The organism is Paraburkholderia sp. GAS334, from assembly GCF_050436625.1.
Taxonomy (GTDB): domain Bacteria; phylum Pseudomonadota; class Gammaproteobacteria; order Burkholderiales; family Burkholderiaceae; genus Paraburkholderia.
In genome coordinates, this window is sequence record NZ_JBNDMO010000015.1 from 34,954 (window position 1) to 56,428 (window position 21,475).

Here is a 21,475-nt window from a genome sequence, read left to right on the forward strand (position 1 = left end):
GGGTACTCCCGTCAAAAGTGAGGTGGCGTTCAGCTCAGCCGTATCTTCGGCTGCACGAGGCCGTTGATCCGCTCGGCGGTCCACAGCGTCATGGCCTTGCCGAAACCGTGCAAAGCCTGCTGATGTTGCCGGTAGAGCATGGCGTGACTGAGCTGCGCGAATCGGCCCTTGATAAACCCGCCACGGAAGAACCCGAACTGCCCGAGCGTCCCAAAAGCGTTGTAGTCGCTCAGCGATACCAGCGCGCCGAAGTCGTGAAATGCAAAGTCGGGCAATGAGCGGCCGCCGAGCCAGGCCGGCAAGTGCTTTGCGAGATGTTGTGCCTGTTGCGTGGCGACTTGCGCCGTGGGTGCGAGAGGACGTTCATTTCCGGCGAGCGTCAACGTCGAGCAATCGCCGAGGGCGAATAGTGTGTCGTCGTCCTGCGCCTGCAAGGTTGGCCTGACGGTGATCTGATTGGAACGATTGCTCTCGATCCCATCCAGTTTGCTCAGAAAATCAGGGGCCTTGACGCCCGCCGCCCATACCATCAAATCCGCCGGCTGCTGGCTGCCGTCGCCCAACCGGAGTCCATCGGGTTCGGCGGCGGTCACTCGCGTGCCCGTTCGCACCGTGAAACCGATATGCCGTAACTGTGCCTCACTGGACTCCGACACCGCCGGTGGAAACGCCGCCAGTACGCGCGGTGCGCTTTCATAAAGCGTGAGGTTCAGGCGTGAGCGGATGCCGGGGTCGCCGTAGCTCGCGGCCACTTCGAGCAGTCGGCTCAATTCCGCCGCCAGTTCGACGCCGGTCGCGCCAGCGCCGACGATCGACACGCGCAACGGGCTATTTGTCACAACGCTCTGGAATATGCGGATGCGCAATGCTTCGTTGAAGACTTCGGCCTGCGCCTGGCTGTCGATGAAATGGCAATGATCGAGTACGCCTGGCGTGCCGAAGTCGTTGGCGCGACTGCCTAACGCGAGAATCAGCACATCGTATTCGACCGTGCGTGGGCCGATCACGACCTCACCCGAAGGCGAACGCAGTTCAGCCAGCTTCACGACGCGCGCATTGCGGTCCAGGCCTTCCATTTCGCCTGGCTGATAGTTGAAGCCGTGGTCGCGGGCGTGGGCGAGATAGATGACCTGCTGTTGCTGGACATCGCGAGTGCCTGCCGCGATCGTGTGCAGCATGGGCTTCCAGATATGGGTTGCGCTTTTGTCGATCAACGTGACCTGAGCGCGGCCGCTGCGGCCAAGCGTGTTGCCCAGCCTGGTCGCGAGCAGAAGTCCAGCGATACCGCCGCCGACGATGACGATCCGGGTGGTCTGGTGCATTGTCAAATATTCTACGAGTGATGAATTAATGCGATACTACGGTTTCGATGGGTTCATGTCAAACCGGTGCCGCCGCTATTCGCGGTGCGGCACCCGTTAAAATTCTGAGCTTTCCTTGAACACGATCTACCGTCGCCGATGAAACACCCTAACGATCGAGCCCAATGCGCCACGACGACTACCACGCCGCGTCGGTCGCGCGGACGTCCAGCGTGCAGCGACGCGGGTGGCGCCGACGCATTGCTTCGCAGCGCCCGCGGGGCGTTCGCGAGGAGCGGATATGAGGCGACGAGCGTGCGCGAAATCGCCAGGGCGTCGGGTGTCGACCCCGCGCTGGTCGCGCATCACTACGGCTCGAAAGAAGCGCTGTGGATCGCCGTGGTGGACCAGATCGCCGACGAAGCGGCTCCCATGGTCGCGAAGATCGCCGCCTTACGGGAGATTTCAGGTGCAGGACCGCGAGCGCGCGTCGAGGGCGCCGTGTCGATACTGATCGACCAGGTGTTTTTGACGCCAGACGTTGGCATGTTTTTTTCGACTGCCGCAACCGAAACTGGAGAGCGCCTTAACCTGCTGATCGAGCGGGTGGTGCGGCCGTTTCATGACGTGTTCGTGCCGTTGCTCATCGATGCGATCAACGCAGGTGAGATTTCGCGGCAGGATCCCGACATCATGTTCACGATGCTCGCCAATGGCATCAGCAAAACTGTCGCCTATAGCCATGTGCTGAGTCCGTTCTCTTCCTTACCGCAGCGCGCCAAGGAATTCAAACGTGCCGTTCTGACGGCTGCTTTAGCCATGCTCGGCTGAAGCGCTGCGACCCGGACGCCGCTCTCGCAAATCTGCCGCAAAGCGGTCCTTCAGATATTGTCGGTGAGCGACCGAGTTGGGTCCGAACAGCGACCATCCGCCAGGGTGCGGACTGTGTCTCCCTTCGTTGAAAGTAGATTGGCATGGAAGCCCAAAAAGTCGATGCCGGAAAGCGAGTGCTCTGGAAGAAGGGCAGGCTGACCGGGCAGGAGCCCCTGTTGAAGCTCAAGGAGATTTAGGCCGTTCGCATCCGTCTGCAGCTTCCGGCGCAGGTCCGCGATCTCGGAATGTTCAACCTCGCGATCGGCAGCAAGCATAGGTCGAGAACAGCAGTTCCGCCGCATTCAGAGGGCGGAAACCTCGCTTCAACCGACGGGCGGAACAAGAGGCCTGGAACACAGCTCCAAGGAAACGTATAGTTGCGTCGGAACCCTGACAGGGGCATCCATGGGGAAATACATGATGTCAAGCGATTGGAAGCGCCGCGTCAGTCTGTTTATCCAGCGCTTCTGGCAGCCGACGAGCGCGTGCATGACCTGCATGCCGGGCAGCTGGGGCAATGTCATGAGTCTTGTCCACTGGACGATTGCATTACAGACAGGTCTGGTCACCGGAATTCTGGCCGTTCTTTTGACGTTTACACCGGCGGCGAAGCTCTACTCGAACCGATATGGCAATGCGCTGGTCGTCGGCTTCCTGACAATGTTAGGCGACGCCTACTCGCACGTGAACCACTACGGCATCCCCTTTACTGAGGCCTTCGTGACGGGAGTGATCTCGGGCTTACTGGCGCTGGCTGGCTCGTATCTCTTCGAAGGCCGCGCCCGACGCCTTCGAGCCGCATGGGCGCGGATTTTCGGATAGCTATCGACCGGCGGCTTGGGGGCGTCTACGGAAGTTCATCGTGGGACCGAGATCGGTCGTTACTCACGCAATCCTGCACGCTCCTCACCCGTGAACCCATGAGGAGGCCATCATTCAGGCACGCCTGAGCGCTTCAATGCTGTGGCGGTTTGACGTCGAATGCAATCCGTCCTGCGGGCAGAAAAGTGAGCGAGATGCCAGCCCCGCCTTTGGTTTTGAAAATTGCCCGCTGCATTATCTGCCAGCGGGCAACTGTAACAGGCATTTTGTTAGCGTCTCTTAGTGACCGGCGCTCTGGCCGCCGTCGACGTGCAGGATTTCTCCCGTGATGAACGGTGCGGAATCAAGGAACAGAATCGCGTCGGCGATATCGCTCATCTCGCCCATGCGCCCGAGCGGATGGAAGGCGCCCAGGGCTTCATGGGTTTCCGGCGCGTGCATCGGCGTCTTGATGATCCCCGGCGCGACGGCATTCACGCGAATACCTTTCCTCGCGTACTCAATCGCCAGCGACTTCGTGGCGGCGTTCAGCCCCCCCTTCGTCAGGGCTGCCAGTACCGAATACACGCCGCTGATTGCAGCGTCAACAGTGCTGGAGGTCACGCTAACCACGTGGCCGCTCGACTGCTTTTCCATCTCGGCGATGGCGAGTTGCGTCACGTAATAGAAACCGGCGACATTCACGTTGACCACAGCGGCGAAGTCTTCGGCGGTGTGTTGGGTGAAAGGCTTCCCGATGTAAATGCCGGCGTTGTTCACCAGCGTATCGATCCGGCCAAACTTTGCAACGCCTTCGGAAATGACACGCTGGGCAGTCGCCGAATCGCCGATATCACCCGCTACCGTAAGGATGTTCGGGTCGTCGGACGGCTTGATCGAACGTGCGGTCGCAACAATGCGGTAGTCGAGCTTGCGAAACGCCTTGACGACTTCCGCGCCAATGCCTTGCGATGCGCCCGTAACGACGACAACCTTTGGTGACGTGCTCATGTTTTACCCAGAAAATTTTTGTTCGACTTCAACGCCGATCTGGCCGACGGCTCCGATCAAGGCAAATGTAGACACGTTGATTCAGGTTTCGCATCAACCTGCAATCAACCCTTCTTAGCCTGCGCCAGCCACTGGTCGAGACTGACGCGGCCGATCCGCGCGTCGCCGAGCGGCACAAGCGATTGTTCCTCGACACGGCCGCCGTAGTACAGCGCATCGCGATCCGTCACCACCGGACGCGCGTCGCCTACCGATTTCAGATAACGCGTGACGATCTCCGCGAAGGGCGCGCGGTCTGGGCCGGCGATCTCGACCGTGCCGTTCAGCGGCGCGGCGAGCGCGATCTGCGCGAGGCTCGCCGCGACGTCGTCCGCGGCGATCGGTTGAAACAGGCCGTCGCCGATGCGCACCGTGCCGCCTTCCGTGCCGAAATCCGCAATACCGCCGATGAACTCCATGAACTGGGTCGCGCGCACGATCGTGTACGGCACGCCCGCCGCTTCGATCACCTCTTCCTGCGCGACCTTGGCAGCGAAATACGCGTTCTCCGGCGTGCGGTCGCAGCCGACGATTGATAGCGCGACGTGATGGCGCACCCCTGCGGCCACTTCGGCCGTGCCGAGGTTGCGCGCCGAGGCGCGGAAGAAGTCGAGTACCGCCTGCGGCTCCCATGACGGCGCGTTCGTCACATCCACTACGACGTCCGCGCCCACGAACGCGTTGCTCAGGCCTTCGCCCGTAACGCTGTTCACGCCGGTACGCGGCGACGCGGCGAGCGCCTCATGGCCCGCCTCGCCAAGCAGCGTGACGAGACGCGATCCGATCAGGCCGGACCCACCGATTACGACGATTTTCATGGCAGATTCTCCAGATGAGAGTAAATGAACGCGCGGGGCGCCCGGCAAGTGTCATATCGCGTGAAAGTGTTCGCCGCCGTCGCATCGCGTGGGGCCATTGTGGAAGAATCATGCGCTATCGAAAAGTGCCAGGAATTGTCGATCCGACTAGTCCATGCCGTTTGCCGCTCCCCTTGCCCGCGAGACCCTCATGACCGTACCGATTCCCGCATTGACCATCGAAATCGATCGGCAGCAGCAGTTGCCGATCTATCTGCAGATCTGCGAGCGTTTCAGGACCGCGATCGCCGCGGGGCATCTGCGTCCCGGCGACCGCGTGCCCGCGCTGCGCGGCCTCGCCACGCAGCTGAACACGGCGCGCGGCACGGTCGAGCTCGCCTACACGATCCTCGTCGACGAGGGCTACCTGCAGATGCGCGGCGCGGCGGGCACGTTCGTATCGCCGTCGCTGCCGGCATCGGTGATGCGCTCGTCGCGTGCGCAAGGCGTTCAGGACGCGCGCGGCAGGCAAAGCACTGAAGGCGCGGGCACGCCGCAGACGTCAGATGAATCGCGCGATGGTCAAGCGGCGCCGCGCCAGCTGGCCCTCACCGTCAGCATGAGCGGCGAGCCGCGGCCGTTACAACCCGGGCTGCCCGCGCTCGACGCATTTCCGGGCAAGGTATGGAACCGGCTCGTTGCGCAGCGCGCGCGCAGCGGCGAACGCGCGATGCTCGCGTACCCGGATCCGGCCGGCTACTGGCCGCTGCGCGAACATATCGCCACCTATCTCGGGCTGTCGCGCGGCGTGACCTGCCTGCCGGAACAGGTGTTCGTTACCGGCGGCTACCGTGCGACGCTCGAACTCGTGTTACGCAGTCTCGCCCGCCCGAACGATCGCGTGTGGTTCGAGGATCCCGGCTATCTGCTCGCGCGTGATTTTCTGGCCGAGACCAGCGTGCAGCTCGTGCCGGTGCCGGTGGATGGCGAAGGGATCGACGTCGAGCGCGGCACACTGCTGGATGCGCAGGCGCGCTTCGCAGTGGTCACGCCGTCGCATCAGAGCCCGCTCGGGCACACGCTGTCGCTCGCAAGACGCATGGCGCTGCTGGACTGGGCAGGGAAAGCGTCCCGCTGGATCATCGAGGACGACTACGACAGCGAGTTCCGTTATCTGGGCCGGCCATTGCCGGCATTAAAAAGCCTCGACCGGCGCGATCGCGTGATCTATTGCGGCACGTTCAGCAAGGTGATGTTTCCCGGTTTACGGCTCGCGTATGTGGTGGTGCCAGAGCGAGCCGTCGAGCGCGTCGGGAGGGTGGCGCGCAGCATGAACGCAGGATCGCCGACGCTATTGCAGGCGGCCGTGGCGGATTTCATTGGGCAGGGGCATTTTGCGCGGCATCTGAAGCGGATGCGTGCGTTGTACGGCGAGCGGCGCGTGCTGATCGTGCACGCGTTAGAGCAGGCGTTTGGCGAACGGCTGATTGTCGATTTGCCGCCAGGTGGAATTCAGTTCGCGGTGCAGTTCGCCGAAGGCCCCGATGGCCCGGTCGACGACGTCGCCGTCGCCGCGCGCGCCCGCGAGGCGGGGCTCGCGGTGCTGCCGCTTTCGATCTGGTACGCGAATGGCCACGCGCGGCGCACGCTGCGCGGCCTCGTGATGGGCTTCGCGAACATCGCCGATGCGGGTGAGGCAGGCCGTCTCGCGCGAACGTTGCGCGCGTGTCTGGAAGGCTGACGCGCGAGGCATGTGTCCAGATCCCGAATAAGCGCAGCGCGGCACGCCTTCGCACGATGCGACAAGAGCGCTTTCGGAACGCATCCCGTCCGGCGTACTTTATGCGCGCTGCGCAGTCGTACCCGCCGCCATGCTTGCGCTGCCGGCCGCCTGTGCGGCGAGCGAGGCGAACACCGCATCGCCGGTAAGCTGGACGCGCGCCGCATCGAGCGCCTCGGCTACCGTCGCTTCGCCCATTACAAGCCCCTGCAGCAGAAGAAACTGTACGCTGTGGATGCCGATCGAGCCGAGTGCATAGCGCAGATACGGCGTCAGGAAATCCGGCTGCCGCGCGCGTTCGCCACTATGGACACCGCCCGAACCGACGATCACGATGGTCGGGCGGTCGCGCATCCGTCCAACCTTGCCTTCCGGTGTCGCGGCGAACGTGCGATGGATGCGCAGCGTGTAATCGATCCACAGCTTGAGCGCTGCCGGCACCGTGAAGTTGTGCATCGGCGTGTTAATAATGAGCGCATCCGTCGTTTCGATTTCACCGATCAGTTGCTCGGAGACATCGAACTGCGCCTTATCCGGCATGCGCGACGTGATGGCGCGCGCATAGTCGCGGGCGACCGGCGGCAGCGGCGCGGCTGCCAGGTCGCGTTCGATCACTTTGATGGCCGATGCAGCGGGTGCCGCGTGCTCGCGCAGCATGCCGACGATCTCGTCGGCGAAACGGTAGCCGTGGCTCGCCTCGCCGTGCGGGCTGGCGTTGATCAGCAGAATTTTCATGACGTGACCTCCGCAGGATGGGAAAGAGGGGCGAGTGGTTCGACGAAGTGCATGCCTCGGGCGAGCAGCCCATTGCGGAAATAGAAGCGTTGCGCAAGCGGCATGTGCAGGCCCGTGTCGAGCACGAATTGCGCGCAGCCGGCTTCGCGCGCGATCTGCCGTACGGCGTCGAGCAGTTGCGCACCGATGCCGCCACGCTGCAGCCTGCCATCGACAACCAGATCGTCGACATAGACGAAGCGGCCATACAGCAGATTGGTCAGCATGCGATAACCGGCGAGGCCGACGACGCTGCCCGCGTCGGACGCAGCGAGCAGGCGATAGCCTTCGGCGTGCTGCCTCGCCACCTGCGCGGCGAACGAGTGCGCGTCCATCAGATGCGGGCGCAACTGACGCATGACGTCGAATGCGGGCAGCAGCGAATCGGGCGTGTCGAGGTGAACGAAGCGAAGCGAGGCGGGCATGTGCGTCTCCACGAGGAACGACGCTTACGATACCCAGCACACGGCCTGGTCGATAGAGCCAGGAATGTGCGATTCGACCAGGTCATCCGGCGGACGCAGTGTGTCGCTAGCCGAATTCGACGCAGTCGCCGTGAAAAGCGGGCTCACCAACAGGCCTATCGCGTGCTCACGCGGCGGCAGACAAGGGCAGGCGTCGAACAACGCTTAACAAAAAGAGCTATTGAAGTCACTGCATCTCGACAGTCTGCTCCGGGGTCGTCTACGGAAGTTCATCGTGGGACCGAGATCGGGCCAGGAACGGACAGTCGAGTCCCATTGCGATCCACCATGTCGCGCTGGCAGCAAGCATTAAGAGCGCTTGCATGTCCAACCTCCTATGTCCGTCATCGTTTCACACAGACGGCAAAACTCACTGGGGCGCCATGACGCGCAGCACCGGACGTCCGTCGACGTTCTTCAGCGGGAAATAGGCGCGATGCGTTGATGGATCGACACCAACCACATGTGCGTTGGGCCCGATGCGACCTTCACCGATTTTCGACACCGTTGCGGGGCCCACGGAAAACATCGACACGATGCCTGCTTCGCCAGCGACATAAAGCGTGCCCGGACCTGGATCGAATGCAAGCACATCGGGATCACCGCCAACGTCAAATGACTGGACGACCTCCCTGGTGAGCAGGCTCAGCGTCAGCAGTCTATCGTTGCCTTCGCACGCGACAAACGCAAGGTGTAGTCGCGGAACGATATATAGACCGTGGTTGCCTCTTGCGCCTGGCAGATCAATCCGGGCGACGATTGCGTCGGTTGATGGATCGATTTCGACGAGTTGTCGTCGTGACTGGACATTGACGAAGATATGATGCGACGCAGCGTCGTACTGGGTGTTGCCGACTTCGCCGCCCAACGGGATCACGTTGGTGCGGCGATTGGATTGAGTATCGATCACGGTTTCAGTCCCGCCCGTTTCGTCCGATACATAGAGTTTCCGGGTGTCAGGTGCATATGCCATCCCGTCCGGATAAATGCCACCCTGCATGCGTGCGGTGATTTTCAGGGTGGCCTCGTCGATAGCAACGACTTCGTTGGTGCCGGTCGCGGACGCGTACACCCGCGACTGTTCAGGTACCACCAGGACGCCATGAACGGCGGCGATGTTGCCAATGCGGGCGACAACACGTGAGTTTTGCGTGTCGAAGACGATGACTTCGCTGTCGCCCAGATGTGCGATGAACAGCAGATGCCGGTCAGGGTCGTAGCTTTCGTAATCGAGCCGGGTGGCGCGACCAGGCAGCGGGATGTCGGCGACGTGCGTCAGCGGTAGTTCGACCGTGAGTGGAGTGCCAGCAGCGGTCGCGCTGTAATGGATGACCAGTACCGCGATTTCGACCATCAACAGAATGACGAGCAACATCGCAGCGCAGCGACGGTTCGAGTCGACACGATCTTTCATGACGAATCTCCGTCGGGCCTGACGTGACGAAATGCGGCGAGTAGCGAAAGATCGTATGCAATCTTCAGCACACCGCACGCGACTAGCGGAGCACCGAGCCACCCAAGGCCCAGCAATATCCCTGAAAGGGTGGGCGCGAGCGCTGCAGCGAGGCTTCGCGGAACCGCGGTAAAGCTCGCCGCCGCAGGACGTTCCCCGGGCGTGACGACCGACATCACGTAGGCGCTGCGCGTGGGCACGTCCATCTGTGAAAGAGCACTGCGTGCGAGGAGCAGCGCGAGGGTCAGCGTGAGGGAAGGCGAAAACGCTGCGGCAATCAGGCATACGCTCGAGGGGATATGCGTGAACACCATCGTGTTGAGCAGGCCGATCCGGCGCGATAACGGAGCCGCGGCCAGTTGAGAGCCGGCGCTGAGCAGCCCGGCCCAGAAAAAGAACTGGCCGGCTGCGCCGAGCGAAAGTCCGAACCGCTGGATCAGCCACAGGGTCAGCAGCGAGTTGACGAGAAGTCCGCCCGCGAAGGCGTCAACGCTAAAGAGCAGCGCAAGGCGGATGACGATTCCGCGTGAGGGTCCAAGCGGTACACGCGGCGTGTCGTTCCTGGACTCGCGTGCCGGCAGACGCCGGTAAAGGAGCAAGATAACGAATCCTGCCGTCGCGTAGACGATGAACATTACGCGTATCGCCGTGAGTGGCGAAGCACCTGAGTGGGCGCTGATCGAATCGGGCAGGCCGGCCGCGAGGGCGCCGACTGCGGCGGACAGCCCGCCGACGAGGCTATACCGCGCAAACAGGGCGGTTCGTGCGTCACCCGTTGCGGAGTCGGCGAGCCTTGCATGCTCGAGCGGTAGAAACAGGCTGACATCGCCGGAACTCGGGTTCAGCGTGCCGATGAACGCGACGACGAGTAGCGGCCACAGCGAAGACAGGCCTGCGAAAGCAAGACCTGTAGCCGTCATTAGCGCCCCCGCGAAGAGCAACAGGCCCCTTTGTGCAAAGCGATTGCCTACGAGACCCACCAGGACCGTCGCGATGGCCGACCCGAACAACGTGGTCGTGCTGATGAGCCCGACAGCCAGTTGCCCAAAGCCGAGCGCCAGCAGATAGCCGGGCAGCAGCACCGCAATAAAACCATCGCAGGTTCCGCGCAGACCGCGGGCAACAAGCAGGACCGAGGCGCCCCGGTCGACGCCTTCGGGACGGAGCAATCTGGACAACTGCCCCCTGACTGCTCGCTTAGCCGTCTGTCCAGGTATGTGCATCGTCCTTGCGCCACGCAAAGAATGCGTCATGGAGAAGCATGCCATAACGCGGCTGTTCGTGACCCTTCGTAAAGGTGCGTGACAACCCCATGGATATCGCGCAAAGGCCAGCTGCTTCACGGCCGGGTCCATCCGGGCCAGGCTCAGGTGATCATCCCGCCGCGCTCGAATCGAACAACCAGGCGTCGATATAGTCGAGTGCTGTACCGAACTTGGAACATCGTCGAACGCTTCTTCAATCGCATCGAACATTTTCGTCGTGTCGCCACTCGTTACGACAAGCTCGTGGGCAACTACCTTGCCTTTGCGTCGCTTGCTTGTGCATTCGGGGCGCAGGTGAGCTGTGAACAGAACCTGGTCGACGATTCGCGCCATCCGCTCAAGGAGCCGTTCGAATCGTGGCGCACGCGCTTCGACGCGTGGCATGCGGCGCGCGTGGTGGAGTAGCGCGCGTCGCGTCCGGGCGGGCCGCTACGCCTGCGTGGCCGGGTCGTCGAGCGCGTCGACGAGCGTGCGCCGCCCCGCGTCGAGGATTTCGTCGGCGAAGGCTGGATCGGCGCCGGCGATCGCGCGCGACAGCACGAGCGTCCCGACCATCTGACTGAACACCGCGATCGCGTCGCGACGCGTTTGTTCCGCCGTCGCGCCTTTCGTGGCGATCATGCTTCCCAGCCGGTCGAGATACGTGGCGAGACCGCGCGCATAGCACGCGCGCGCCGCGTCGGCCATCCGGGGCGCGTCGCCCGCGAAGCCGGACAGCGCGCACCCGGCCTCGACGTTGTCGCGGTGCGCGGCCGACAGGTAGAGCGCCGCCTGCTTCGCCACGCTGCCGGCGTTCGGCGAATCCGCGCGGTCCTGCATCGCCTTTTCCATCACCGCGGAGATCAGCGCGTCCTTCGACTTGAAGTGGTTGTAGAAGCCGCCCTGCGTGAAGCCGGCTTCCTTCATCAGCTCCGTCAGCCCCACGGCGTCGACGCCGCGCACCCGGAACAGCCGCTCGGCGGCCGCGACGATCGCGTTCCGGTTCTCGGCGGCCTGCTGTCTTGAGACGCCCATCGATTCCTCCCTGATTCTGATGATCGCGTCGATTGGAAAACACAATGGCGATCACCATTGACACGTCTGAGTCGCGCTGACAGAATGCACTGCAAAGACAATGGTGATCGACATTGACATCAAGTGTAGCCGATTTCGCGCACAACGCGAAGTAACGCCGGCGCGGCACGGATGGCAGTCCGCCGTGGTCTTGGCGCCGGCGGGCGGCGGATGTGGCCGGCCGTTCGGCGACGCAACGGTTCGGTACGCAATTGCAGCCTTGTTTCCACCGGATCTCACGCGCGCGGCGAGCCGGCGCGCATGCGATTCATCATGCGAAAGGAAGGATTATGAAGATTGAAGGTGCTGTCGTTTTCGTGACGGGCGCGAACCGCGGGCTTGGCCTCGAGTTCGCGAAACAGGCGCTCGAAAGAGGGGCGCGGAAGGTTTATGCGGGCGCGCGCGATCCGGCTAGCGTGACGCTGCCGGGCGTGGTGCCCGTGAAGCTCGACGTGACCGATCCGACGGCCGTGGCCGCGGCCGCCGACGCGGCGCGCGACGTCACGCTGCTGATCAACAACGCGGGCATCGCGCGGCTCGGCAGCCTGACGGACGACGGCGCGCTCGACGCGTTGCGCGATCACTTCGAAACCAACGTGTTCGGGATGCTGGCGATGTCGCAGGCGTTCGCGGGGAGCCTCGCCGGCAACGGCGGCGGCGCGATCCTGAACGTGCTGTCCGTCGCGAGCTGGGTGAACCGGCCGATCCTGTCGGGCTACGGCGTGTCGAAGTCGGCCGCGTGGGCGCTGACCAACGGCCTGCGCCAATCGCTGCGCGAGCAACGCACGCAGGTCGTCGGGCTGCATGCCGGCTTTATCGATACGGATCTGACGCGCGGGCTGGAAGTGCCGAAGGCGACGCCGGCCGACGTCGTGCGCCAGGCGTACGACGCGATCGAGGCCGGCGCGGAGGAAGTGTCCACCGACGAGTTCACGCGGCAGGTGAAGGCCGGGCTGTCGGCGGGCGTCTATCTGAACGACGCGACGCAGCACTGACGGCACCGGAGCGCTCGCCCGTCGCGCGCGTTCGCACGCGACGGGCAGGCCTGTCGGGTCAGGCGGTGACGTCAATGATGCCCCGTGCTCGCCCGCGATGGTCACCACCCGTCACAGGATGCAATCGACAACTACAACAATACGATCGCTGCAGATCAAGGTCATCCCTATCCGATCAACCTGTCGGAGTACTTTGGCGGAATGATCGCGAATCAGCTGTTCAAGCTTCGAAAGCTCGATCTTCTTCTTCAGCGGGTTGCCCCGCCATACTGACGATAAGCCTGGTGAGCAACCGGGCCGGTTCGCTCAGACTCCCGCTTGCGCGATGCACGAGTCCGACGTCGCGATGAAACGTGTGCTGTCCCAGTTCAATGGCGCGCACAGCGGCGGGCCACCGCGAGCTGGCTGAAGTTTCTGGTGCTTGACCAGATATCGGGACCACTCCATTTATCCAGTCGTTGATTCTCACGATGCAGGCCGGTCGATGACGGCAATCTCGCCGGCCTGAAATTCGCCCATGGTTACCGTGGCTTGGCCTAGGGAGGGACGTTGCGCGTCAGTCAAATCCAGTTACTGCAGCCATTTCTCGCATTGATTTTTTCTGCGCCACTACTCGGCGAACCGCTGCGTCCCAGCACGCTTGCCTTCGCGCTCGCCGTTCTGGCCACAGTGTTTTTCGGCCGGCTCATGCCGATGCGCGATGGCAAGTAATAGGGGTAATCAGATGATGCGACATACAGGTTGCTCTTTCGATCCGCTCGACTTCACTTCGGTGCCGCCGTCGTGCTGGAGGAACAGAAGGAAGGGATGGCGGCATTCCTTGAACTCGCAAGCCGGTCTACAAGAATGCCTGATACGGACGGCGATCCATGCTCGACATGGAAGTTCTGGCAATTGGCTGAAGGCGACATGCGGGCCAGTTTCAGCCGCTGAGCAGCAATTTGTGGCCGACCGCTTTCGCGCTGACATGAGACGACTCCAATACCTTTGAGTCACACAACATCGGGCCAGGCGTGTGCGCAGGCGTATTACTCGTTAGCGCTATCGCTAAGGGCGCGACTCTGCCTGGATAGTCCGATCGGCCCGGCCCATAAAGTATCGGCGGATGTCGTCGAGGTGATCAGCAATCGACGGATTGAGGCGATATGCCGGCATCCCGCGGGCCCCATCTCCGTCCAGGACCATTCGGGCAAATGTCTCGCAGCTCTGGGTTCGCGCGTAGTCGACGATGGAGGGGGCTGCCAACCCTTCGTAATCCTTGCCGTGGCAACGGGCGCAGTCGGCGGCGCGCAGCGTCCGCCAGGCGCTGATGATGCCGGGGTCGGTGAGCGGGGGCGCCGCGTCCCCGACGGCGTCCGCCCGGGCGGGCTGAACAACAACCAATATGACGGCAGCGACAAGCGCAAGGTACGCAGGTACCGGCTTTCTTCCAGAGCGGGGCACCATCCGAAGCGGACGACATCGCATACGATATGGCGCCTCTGCTAGTGCCGGCGCTTCACAGGCGCAGCCCGAATCTCGCGCGACGCTCATTGAATCCGGTCCGTGATGCGGCCGGCAAACTTCCAGCCCTGGTCCTGAATCCAGAGGTAGGTGTAGCCGGTTGGACCGTCAATGAATACGGTCATTGGCTCGCTTATGCCGCGGTTCTCTTCATGTCGTGGTGACCCTACGGGCGTGACCCGGGCCTGGTTTGCCCTGGGTGTTGCATCGGGGGTATCGAGCTTCCATCCGGCAGCTGGAAGATAAGTGAGCCGCAGCGTGTTGCCGGCCGGAGGCTGGACGAGCAGGGTAAGCTGGGATTTCGCGCTGCTCGCCTGTTCTTCGCAGGGCGTCGTCGCATTGCGCGACATCGTGGTCTCGATCCTTGTTTCGTAAGAGAGCTCGCCGTCGGTGGCGGCGAAAGTGGCATGGCCATACGTTCCGAGCGTCAAGGCTGCCAAGGTAGCCGTGATCAATCCGGCTCGTCGATCTGAACGTTTCATTGCGGTTCTCTCCTACCTGAGGAAATGGGTGTTGACGTGGACATGTCACGCACGCAGAGGCTCTAAGCACAGGCTATGCCGACCTTCGACGCGGTTTGCCATTCGAACCTGACTGGCCGTAAGCGCAGGGATAAATCGCCTGAGTGACGTGTGCGACGAGCCCCGAAACGGACCAGGTGACTGGCGATGCCCACCAGACCGGCGCGTCCTGTCGGGTGGATCACAACACTGGGAAACAGCCGCACAGACATATCATTCGTATTTTGGCGAATTGACCGCGTAGTCCAATGTGCACTGCTCGATGCGCTCGAGGTCCGTGCGGGCGTCCAGTTTCTTGACGTCGCGGCAGGGCCCGGCTATCTCGCGGGCGGCGGCGCGTCGAGGCGCCGATGTCGTTGGCGCCGACTTCGCGGACGCGATGGTTCAGCAAGCGCGCCGCATGTGAGTAGTCGGCACCTGCTCGGAATGCTGCATTTCGCCAGGGACCGGCCGCTTTGGGAATCGCTGGAATGCATCGTCATGGTCTAATCTGGCAACTGACCCATATCGAAGGGAATGTCATGCGAAGCATCGCAATTCTTCTCGTGGTTGTCCTGGCCGGTTGCGGAGCAAGCGTCAACCACACGCGGACAGCGAACGGACGCGAAGGAGCCGCCATCTCCTGTAACGGCATTCTGCTTACGTGGAAGACCTGCGACAAGGCTGCCGTGACAGCTTGCCCAGGCGGATACGACGTCGTCGACCGTCAGGAGAAGAAGACATATACGGAGTCTGGCAACGTCATGACCAGAAAGCTTGTGGTGAGCTGCAAGCCGTGATTCAAGCGGTCATCCGCAGAAAGCCCCGCTCCGTAAATGAAGGTGCCGGCGCACCATGAGTTCCCTTGAGAACGTTGCGGACCGTCCTTTAAAGGGCGGCGGACGATGTCAGGATCCGGAAGCGACAGGAGCAACTGTGGAGGTAGCGCAAGCGTTGAAGCCCTATCTATGTCTGGCTGGTCCCCGCTGGTCCGACTGACAGTCTCAGAAAGCCTGCCGCAGCACGCCGATCCCCCACCCGATCAGCAAAAGACCGATTGCGATAGATAACCAGCGTACATTCGGCAGCGTTTTCTCCAGCAGAATCACCGCCGCCAGCGCGGCGATCCAGAGCAGGTTCATCACGCCAACGACGAAAAGCAGCGCCATCAGCAGCCAGCAGCAGCCCGTGCAATAGAGCCCATGACGCAGGCCCATGATAAATGCGCCACCAACGCCGGCTCGCCACTCGGTCATGATGAACGAGAGTGGCGAACGGCACCTGGAGAGGCAGGCATGTTTCAAGGGCGTGAACTGATACGCGCCCGCACAGATGAGAAGTCCTCCTCCCAGAGCGGGACTCGTGCTCGCCATCATCGGCGAGACAAGCCGTGCTTCGAGAAGACCCCATTGGGCAAGGGCGGCAATTCCGCTGAAGGCCGTCCAGATGGCGATGTACCCGGCCACGAACGCAGCGGGGTGGACGTGAGGTTCTGATTGCGCGCGCCGACGCTGGTTGACCGCTGCAAACACCAGGATCATGGGCGTGGCGGAAGGCAACATCATGGCGACCATCATGACGGCCCACATCGCGAATACAAGGAACACGTCGACGCCGTTCCATGCCGCCATCCCAGGCATGATCGCCATGTCCGCGCCCGCGTCCATGTGCTCCATACCCCAGCCCATATACAGCACGTACAACCACGCTAGCGCGCACATGCCAAAGAGCCCGGCGAGAATGATTCGACGCTCGGTGGTCGGCCCGGTTTCAGACGGCTTGTTACTCGCCACAGCCACGCCCCAAAGGACAGGTTCGAGATCAGGCGGCCAGTCCGGTCGGCGTGTGCTCGACCTGAGCCAGCGAGCTGTGCGTACCCGTGTGGTTGAACTTGATCGCACCGGTCCCGATTAGCGTGACGGTCCGGGCAACCTCCATCTCCCTGTATTCGAAACCGTTCGGAAGCTGTACCACGACCCGTTGTTCTTCGCCGGTGGCGGGCACGACGAGTGGTGCCGACTCAGTTTCCACAATGCCCTGGACGAGCACGTGAGCCTTGCGGTTTCGCTGGTCAAACTCAAACGTGATGGGAACAAACTGCGGATCGAGGAAGGTGGTGACGATCGACGCCAGGATCTCGAAGAAGGTGCCGCCGTGCTGGCCGCTGAGGATTTGCAGCAGCGCGTCGCGCTGTTCCGCGGTGGCACGTTCATCGATAAGCGGCTGCATCGTACCGTTGCCCTCGTGCAGCGCGCCGGGCCAGTGGTAGGTGGCCACCCACACCAGGCCATCCAGACGGATGCCTCCGAAGGACCCCTCGGTGATCCGCATGGCCGCTACCCCTTCGCACCCCTTGTTGGGATAGGGCACACCGACTGTGTCGCATGGACAGGTGGGAATGCAGTTGCAGTTCTTGAGATAGTCCCCTTTCATTCTCCATGCGGTAGCCATGATGTCTTCCTCGAAAGAGATGGCCGGGTCTGCCGGGAGTTCGTGCCCGGCGATCCGTGCGAGAGTCGGGAGTGACCCGTTCTGATAACCGACGCGCAATTCGTAGTTACGGACGGCGCTGTTCACGCGTGATTCCAGTGTAGGCGATAGCGCGACAGCCAGCCTCGTACCACAAGGGGAGCCAGGGACCGGCAAAGGCGGCTGACAACTGGCGAGCAGGGCGTATCTTGCAGCCAGCGAGCCAGGCCCTGGCTGTTGACGTCAAGGCCGTCATGCGCCTGCTCAAGGGGTACCCAGTAACCAGTTAGCGAGAACGAGGGCTGACTATTCGTTGATTGCAAAGACCGATGCCTGCCAGGTCCATCCAGCAGTGCGGTGGCTATCGGCGCGGAAAACCGGCCCGTGGCATTCAAACCTTGCTTCGTGCTTCCGATCGATACCGGCTGGGGCTCTGACCAAACATCTTTTTGAAAGTCGAACAAAAGTGGTTTCGGACGCGTAGCCGACGGCGGCGGCGATGCTCGAGAGATTGTCGTTGCCCGTCTTCAAGGCGTCCCTCGCGATCGTCATGCGCCAGCGGATCAGATATTCCACTGGAGGCAACCCCACGAGATCTTTGAAGCGCTCGATGAACGCGGTGCGTGACATGCCGACCTTCGACGCCAGTTCCTCCACCTTCCAGCGACGTGCGATTTCTTCGTGCACCATCCCTGGCGCGGAGCCGATCCTTGGAACCGACAACGCGCCTGGCCAGCCCGCTGACCTCGGGCTGGCGGCAAGATGAGCCCGCAGGATGTTCACCAGCACAATATTCGCGATGCTGTCCGCCATCGCTGCCGCTCCAGGCCGAACTGACTCTGTCTCTGCCCTGATCAAGCGCGCCGAAAGCACGCTTTTGACCTTCAGCAGGGAGAACACGTCGGAAAGCGGGTCCATGGAAAATATGTACGATTCAATAGGATATTTGGTCAATTGATTATGGATTGAACGGATGCCGTGAGCAAGAATGGGTGCTCGCAGCTTCATAGGGAACACCAACGCCGTTCTGCCATTGCGGCGCGGTCGCGCCCAACCAAAAACCACCAATCCGTTTCCATCCGTCGTCGATCCAGAGGGACCTCCTCACGGGTTCACGGGTGAGGCGCGCGCAGGATTGCGTAAGTAAAGAACTTCGACGACGTGCAGATCGACGACGACGCAAGCAGCACGGTCAAGATCGCGACGGAAAAAGGCATCTTACGCTGCCGAGACCTTTAATTGACGATGGCCAGTCCGCACAGGACGGCAGCACATGGCAACAGACGCTTTCGGCCATACACGGGAACTGCCAAAACGCTCGATAGCGCTCAGTCTATCCAGACACTACTGTAGCGGCTCTGGTTGAGATTGTTATGTAACTGATGCGATTACAATTCACTATCCGGCACAAATGGACGAAGCGCCCGGATTTCAAACCGTTTCAACACACTTGTCTCGGGATCGTGGTCGAATGTGTCGCCATTCCAGGCGCGCCACTGCAAGTTTCCGTCAGGCGAAAGAACAACTCGATAGGCGCTGTCGAAGTCGAGAAACGAGTTGATTTGCGCGCAGAGGTCCGGGCTGTCTATCAGAATCGCTACTTCTGTGTTCTTGTACTCCGACCGGTCGTCAAGATTCATGGAGCCAACGAAGAGGTAGCGTTTGTCGATTAACGCCACCTTTCCGTGGAGCTTGCCGAGGGAAGTGCTGAATCGTCCCAGCAGGTTCCGGTCGTGAGCCAGCTTGGGGCTCAACTCAAAAAGTCTTACCCCGATTCGAGCCATGTCCTCGCGGTAGCGCGAGTATCCGAGATGCGCAAGCGTGACGTCGTTCGATGCGAGTGAATTTGTAAGTACCGTTATTTCGACGCCCCGTGACCTGGCCGCTTTCATTCGCTCGACGCCGGCCTTACCTGGAATGAAGTAAGGGGAAATCAATGTGACATCGTGAGTTGCCTTGCCAACGGTAGCCTGAAAGTGGTCACGAACCGTCGTCATGCCCGGATCGCCAGTTCTTGTTCCCTTGTCAACGGGGTCGGCGAAAAGCTCAGCATTGGCTTTTGTGAGTTCCAGCTTGCCGCTTCTCAGTTGCTGTACTGTCCGGGCGTACCGCAACATAGGTTCCGGAACATTGTCTATCGGCGCAGGCGTTACGTTGGAGGTGAGCTGTTCAAATGCATCGAATGGGTTGTCGGGTACTGCAGCCGCGTCGACCACGACGGAGAGTGGATACACAATTGCGCTATTCCAGTAAGTGTCAAAAGTCGTTTCCACTTGTCCAACTATCGAACCCACAGCAAGAACGTCCAGGTCTACAAAGTTGCCGTCCTGACGACGCATGAAGTATTCGTCGGCCATGTTCCGGCCGCCGAGTATGGCCACGGCGCCGTCGGCCACGAACATCTTGTTGTGCATCCGGTGGTCGAGTTCTGACACACGGTTCAATTCAAGCAGGAACCGGGAGAGCGTCGAACTCCGTCCTGCAGTGAACGGGTTAAACAGCCGTACCTCGACGTTGGGGTGTTTGCTCAATAAGGAAAGGATCGGGTCCTCTCCAGTTGTGTAAAGGTCGTCGACAAGGAGGCGCACTCGCACCCCGCGCATGGCGGCGTCTCTCAGGGCTCGCAGGAAGCCGTGTCCGACATCGTCATTGCCCACCAGATAGTATTGAACATCCAGACTGCGCTGTGCTTGCGTCACCAGCTCGATACGCGTCGCATAGGCGTTTGATGCGACGGGAAGCAACTGGAAGCCTGATGCCCCGGTGTCGTCCAGCGAGTGAGTGGCGATGCTTTGAATCGCGCTCGGACCCAATTTGTCTGTTGATAGCGTTACAGACCTGTTCGCCTGGATCGGTGGGTTTGCGCATGCCAGAAGCAATAGGGACAACGCGACGTGAACGACCCAAATGACGATGGGGACGCACTTTGCAGGCGTTTCATTTGCCGCGAGTGTGCAACTCGTCATGTAGTCTCTCCCTCCAGCGTCAACCCCGGATCACTTTTCAACGGAACTCGAAGTGGTTGCATCGCTCGTTCCTCAGTGAGTCAGCATCCTGAACGCGTGGTGCCAGTCGCCCCTGAGGAATCCCGGGAGGCACCACAGCATGCACAGCGGCTCGATCGATCGAGCCGATGCGATGCTCCCGCAATCGTAGGGTTCCCACCCGAACTGCCGGATGATCCCGCCTACCTGGTCCTTCGCACCGTCGTCGTTGCCGCACAGGAACATGGTCGGGGTGCCTTGCTCAAAGTGAGGATTGACCATCAGCGCATTTCCGACACTGTTGAAGGCCTTCACCACATGGGCTTGAGGAATCTTCGCCTGAATCCACTCGCCGAGTGACTCATTCGGTCCCGTCGTATATTGCAGAACCCCATTGACCGGCGGCTCGTCGGCAAGCGGGTTGGTCGCGTCGATGACCGTCTTGCCGGCGAGATTCTCCGGTCTCGCAAGCTCGATTACGCTTGCGGCAATCCGGCCGAGCACGGCCAGCACGACGATTTCGCCGAACCGCGCGGCTTCGTCGAACGTTCCCGCTTTGGCTCCGGTGTTTTGACGAACCCAGTCCTGTACCTCTTTCTTTCGCGGATCCCGCGTGCCCAGCATCGTGTCATGGCCATGCTTGAGGAAGCCCGCGCCCAGCGCCCGGCCAACATCTCCTGATCCCAATATGCCTACTTTCATTTCGTCCTCCGCGAGAGGTTGTGAACATCGCTACTCCGGTTCTCAAGAGTCTCTCTCATGCGTTGGGTTCCCGGTTGTTTCCCGCATCAACGACAGCCCGACCCGGGTGCCAAACCCGCGTGTGTAAGCCAGTTGCACCAGCAGCATGGCCGCGGGTTCCACGTAGCGGGCAAGAACAAGCGGTCCGGCATCGACCGGCTCGGCCTGGATGTCGCTCACCAGCTTCGCGACCGCAGCCCGCGCTTCGCTGTCATCACCGCAGACGAACACGCCCGCGCGTTTGCCGCCAATCAGCATGCTGGGCGAATGCAGCATTTCTGCAAACGGCGGGATCGCCTTGACTACCGTTGCCCACGGTGCGAGTCTGGCGATCTCTTCCGCGCCGGAGGTGTTGGTCCCTACGAGCAAGCCGCTCATGTCGGGCTTCAGCGCATTGGTGCAATCCCATAAGATTTTTTTCTGCGATGCGTCGCCAACCTGCCTGAGGGCGTCAGAGGCGGCGGTCCAGGGCGTGGCCAGCACCACCACCTCCGCGAACCGCACCGCTTCATCTACCGTGCCAACGCTTGCGCCGAGCGCGGCCGCGGTCATTCCCAGCTTTTCCATGTCGAGACTGAAGCTCAGCATCACTGAATGACCGGCGGGTACGAGATGCTTCGTCAGACCGGTTCCCACGTTGCCTGCACCAATGATTCCGATTTTCACGATCGC

General features: G+C 61.7%; 22 protein-coding genes and 1 pseudogene. 7 read left to right on the forward strand and 16 right to left on the reverse strand.

Annotated features, from left to right (window positions below; genetic code table 11):
- Positions 1-29 precede the first annotated feature (29 nt).
- Positions 30-1,322, reverse strand: coding sequence for an NAD(P)/FAD-dependent oxidoreductase (locus P3T21_RS24500; protein ID WP_429258546.1), 1,293 nt, complete (start codon positions 1,320-1,322; stop codon positions 30-32).
- Positions 1,323-1,460: 138 nt separating this feature from the next.
- Here P3T21_RS24500 and P3T21_RS24505 point away from each other — a divergent pair, with 138 nt between their 5' ends.
- On the forward strand, positions 1,461-2,132 hold the full coding sequence (locus tag P3T21_RS24505; protein ID WP_429258547.1) for a TetR/AcrR family transcriptional regulator: 672 nt from the start codon (positions 1,461-1,463) through the stop codon (positions 2,130-2,132).
- 50 nt (positions 2,133-2,182) lie between these two features.
- Here the strand turns inward: P3T21_RS24505 and P3T21_RS24510 are convergent, their stop codons facing one another.
- On the reverse strand, positions 2,183-2,449 hold the full coding sequence (locus P3T21_RS24510) for a hypothetical protein (protein ID WP_429258548.1): 267 nt from the start codon (positions 2,447-2,449) through the stop codon (positions 2,183-2,185).
- A 145-nt stretch (positions 2,450-2,594) separates the two neighbouring features.
- On the opposite strand from P3T21_RS24510, the gene P3T21_RS24515 reads away from it, so the two are divergent.
- The gene (locus tag P3T21_RS24515) at positions 2,595-2,996 is read left to right on the forward strand and encodes a hypothetical protein (RefSeq protein WP_429258664.1); all 402 of its coding nucleotides are present in this window, start codon (positions 2,595-2,597) and stop codon (positions 2,994-2,996) included.
- Between the two features lie 279 nt (positions 2,997-3,275).
- Here P3T21_RS24515 and P3T21_RS24520 read toward each other — a convergent pair whose 3' ends face one another.
- Both P3T21_RS24520 and P3T21_RS24525 read right to left on the reverse strand, forming a co-directional pair.
- Positions 3,276-3,986 (reverse strand): SDR family NAD(P)-dependent oxidoreductase, encoded by a 711-nt coding sequence (locus P3T21_RS24520; protein WP_429258549.1) that lies wholly within the window; start codon positions 3,984-3,986, stop codon positions 3,276-3,278.
- Between the two features lie 104 nt (positions 3,987-4,090).
- Positions 4,091-4,843, reverse strand: coding sequence for an SDR family oxidoreductase (locus P3T21_RS24525; protein WP_429258550.1), 753 nt, complete (start codon positions 4,841-4,843; stop codon positions 4,091-4,093).
- 190 nt (positions 4,844-5,033) lie between these two features.
- On the opposite strand from P3T21_RS24525, the gene P3T21_RS24530 reads away from it, so the two are divergent.
- Positions 5,034-6,563, forward strand: coding sequence for a PLP-dependent aminotransferase family protein (locus tag P3T21_RS24530; RefSeq protein ID WP_429258551.1), 1,530 nt, complete (start codon positions 5,034-5,036; stop codon positions 6,561-6,563).
- A 99-nt stretch (positions 6,564-6,662) separates the two neighbouring features.
- Here the strand turns inward: P3T21_RS24530 and P3T21_RS24535 are convergent, their stop codons facing one another.
- The 4 genes from P3T21_RS24535 to P3T21_RS24550 all read right to left on the reverse strand — a co-directional run bounded on the left by P3T21_RS24535 (position 6,663) and on the right by P3T21_RS24550 (position 10,546).
- The gene (locus P3T21_RS24535; protein ID WP_429258552.1) at positions 6,663-7,337 is read right to left on the reverse strand and encodes an FMN-dependent NADH-azoreductase; all 675 of its coding nucleotides are present in this window, start codon (positions 7,335-7,337) and stop codon (positions 6,663-6,665) included.
- Positions 7,334-7,801 (reverse strand): GNAT family N-acetyltransferase, encoded by a 468-nt coding sequence (locus P3T21_RS24540; RefSeq protein WP_429258553.1) that lies wholly within the window; start codon positions 7,799-7,801, stop codon positions 7,334-7,336. The genes P3T21_RS24535 and P3T21_RS24540 overlap by 4 nt, the downstream gene beginning before the upstream one ends.
- 409 nt (positions 7,802-8,210) lie before the next feature.
- A complete protein-coding gene (locus P3T21_RS24545) occupies positions 8,211-9,254 on the reverse strand; it encodes a hypothetical protein (RefSeq protein ID WP_429258554.1) in 1,044 nt (347 codons plus the stop codon).
- Positions 9,251-10,546, reverse strand: a complete 1,296-nt coding sequence (locus P3T21_RS24550; protein WP_429258555.1) for an MFS transporter — start codon at positions 10,544-10,546, stop codon at positions 9,251-9,253. Before P3T21_RS24550 ends, P3T21_RS24545 begins: the two co-directional genes overlap by 4 nt.
- A gap of 111 nt (positions 10,547-10,657) precedes the next feature.
- Here P3T21_RS24550 and P3T21_RS24555 point away from each other — a divergent pair.
- Positions 10,658-10,858, forward strand: a pseudogene (locus tag P3T21_RS24555) (IS5/IS1182 family transposase); the annotation flags it as partial.
- A gap of 129 nt (positions 10,859-10,987) precedes the next feature.
- Here the strand turns inward: P3T21_RS24555 and P3T21_RS24560 are convergent.
- On the reverse strand, positions 10,988-11,572 hold the full coding sequence (locus P3T21_RS24560; RefSeq protein ID WP_429258556.1) for a TetR/AcrR family transcriptional regulator: 585 nt from the start codon (positions 11,570-11,572) through the stop codon (positions 10,988-10,990).
- A gap of 329 nt (positions 11,573-11,901) precedes the next feature.
- On the opposite strand from P3T21_RS24560, the gene P3T21_RS24565 reads away from it, so the two are divergent.
- The 3 genes from P3T21_RS24565 (at position 11,902) to P3T21_RS24575 (ending at position 13,317) form a co-directional block, all read left to right on the forward strand.
- A complete protein-coding gene (locus P3T21_RS24565; protein WP_429258557.1) occupies positions 11,902-12,606 on the forward strand; it encodes an SDR family oxidoreductase in 705 nt (234 codons plus the stop codon).
- An 84-nt stretch (positions 12,607-12,690) separates the two neighbouring features.
- Positions 12,691-12,879: a hypothetical protein gene (locus P3T21_RS24570; RefSeq protein WP_429258558.1), complete on the forward strand. Its 189-nt coding sequence runs from the start codon at positions 12,691-12,693 to the stop codon at positions 12,877-12,879.
- Between the two features lie 276 nt (positions 12,880-13,155).
- On the forward strand, positions 13,156-13,317 hold the full coding sequence (locus P3T21_RS24575) for a hypothetical protein (protein ID WP_429258559.1): 162 nt from the start codon (positions 13,156-13,158) through the stop codon (positions 13,315-13,317).
- An 818-nt stretch (positions 13,318-14,135) separates the two neighbouring features.
- Here P3T21_RS24575 and P3T21_RS24580 read toward each other — a convergent pair.
- The 7 genes from P3T21_RS24580 to P3T21_RS24610 form a co-directional block, all read right to left on the reverse strand.
- Positions 14,136-14,591 (reverse strand): hypothetical protein, encoded by a 456-nt coding sequence (locus P3T21_RS24580; protein ID WP_429258560.1) that lies wholly within the window; start codon positions 14,589-14,591, stop codon positions 14,136-14,138.
- A gap of 1,022 nt (positions 14,592-15,613) precedes the next feature.
- Complete coding sequence (locus P3T21_RS24585) at positions 15,614-16,402, reverse strand: DUF2182 domain-containing protein (protein ID WP_429258561.1); 789 nt, start codon at positions 16,400-16,402, stop codon at positions 15,614-15,616.
- 28 nt (positions 16,403-16,430) lie between these two features.
- Complete coding sequence (locus P3T21_RS24590) at positions 16,431-17,186, reverse strand: DUF1326 domain-containing protein (protein ID WP_429258562.1); 756 nt, start codon at positions 17,184-17,186, stop codon at positions 16,431-16,433.
- Between the two features lie 198 nt (positions 17,187-17,384).
- Positions 17,385-18,086 (reverse strand): AraC family transcriptional regulator, encoded by a 702-nt coding sequence (locus tag P3T21_RS24595; protein WP_429258563.1) that lies wholly within the window; start codon positions 18,084-18,086, stop codon positions 17,385-17,387.
- Positions 18,087-18,466: 380 nt separating this feature from the next.
- The gene (locus P3T21_RS24600; RefSeq protein ID WP_429258564.1) at positions 18,467-20,044 is read right to left on the reverse strand and encodes a phospholipase D-like domain-containing protein; all 1,578 of its coding nucleotides are present in this window, start codon (positions 20,042-20,044) and stop codon (positions 18,467-18,469) included.
- Between the two features lie 72 nt (positions 20,045-20,116).
- Positions 20,117-20,764 (reverse strand): NADPH-dependent F420 reductase, encoded by a 648-nt coding sequence (locus P3T21_RS24605; RefSeq protein ID WP_429258565.1) that lies wholly within the window; start codon positions 20,762-20,764, stop codon positions 20,117-20,119.
- A gap of 42 nt (positions 20,765-20,806) precedes the next feature.
- Entirely contained in the window at positions 20,807-21,469 is a 663-nt protein-coding gene (locus tag P3T21_RS24610) for an NADPH-dependent F420 reductase (protein WP_429258566.1), read from the reverse strand.
- Positions 21,470-21,475 lie beyond the last annotated feature (6 nt).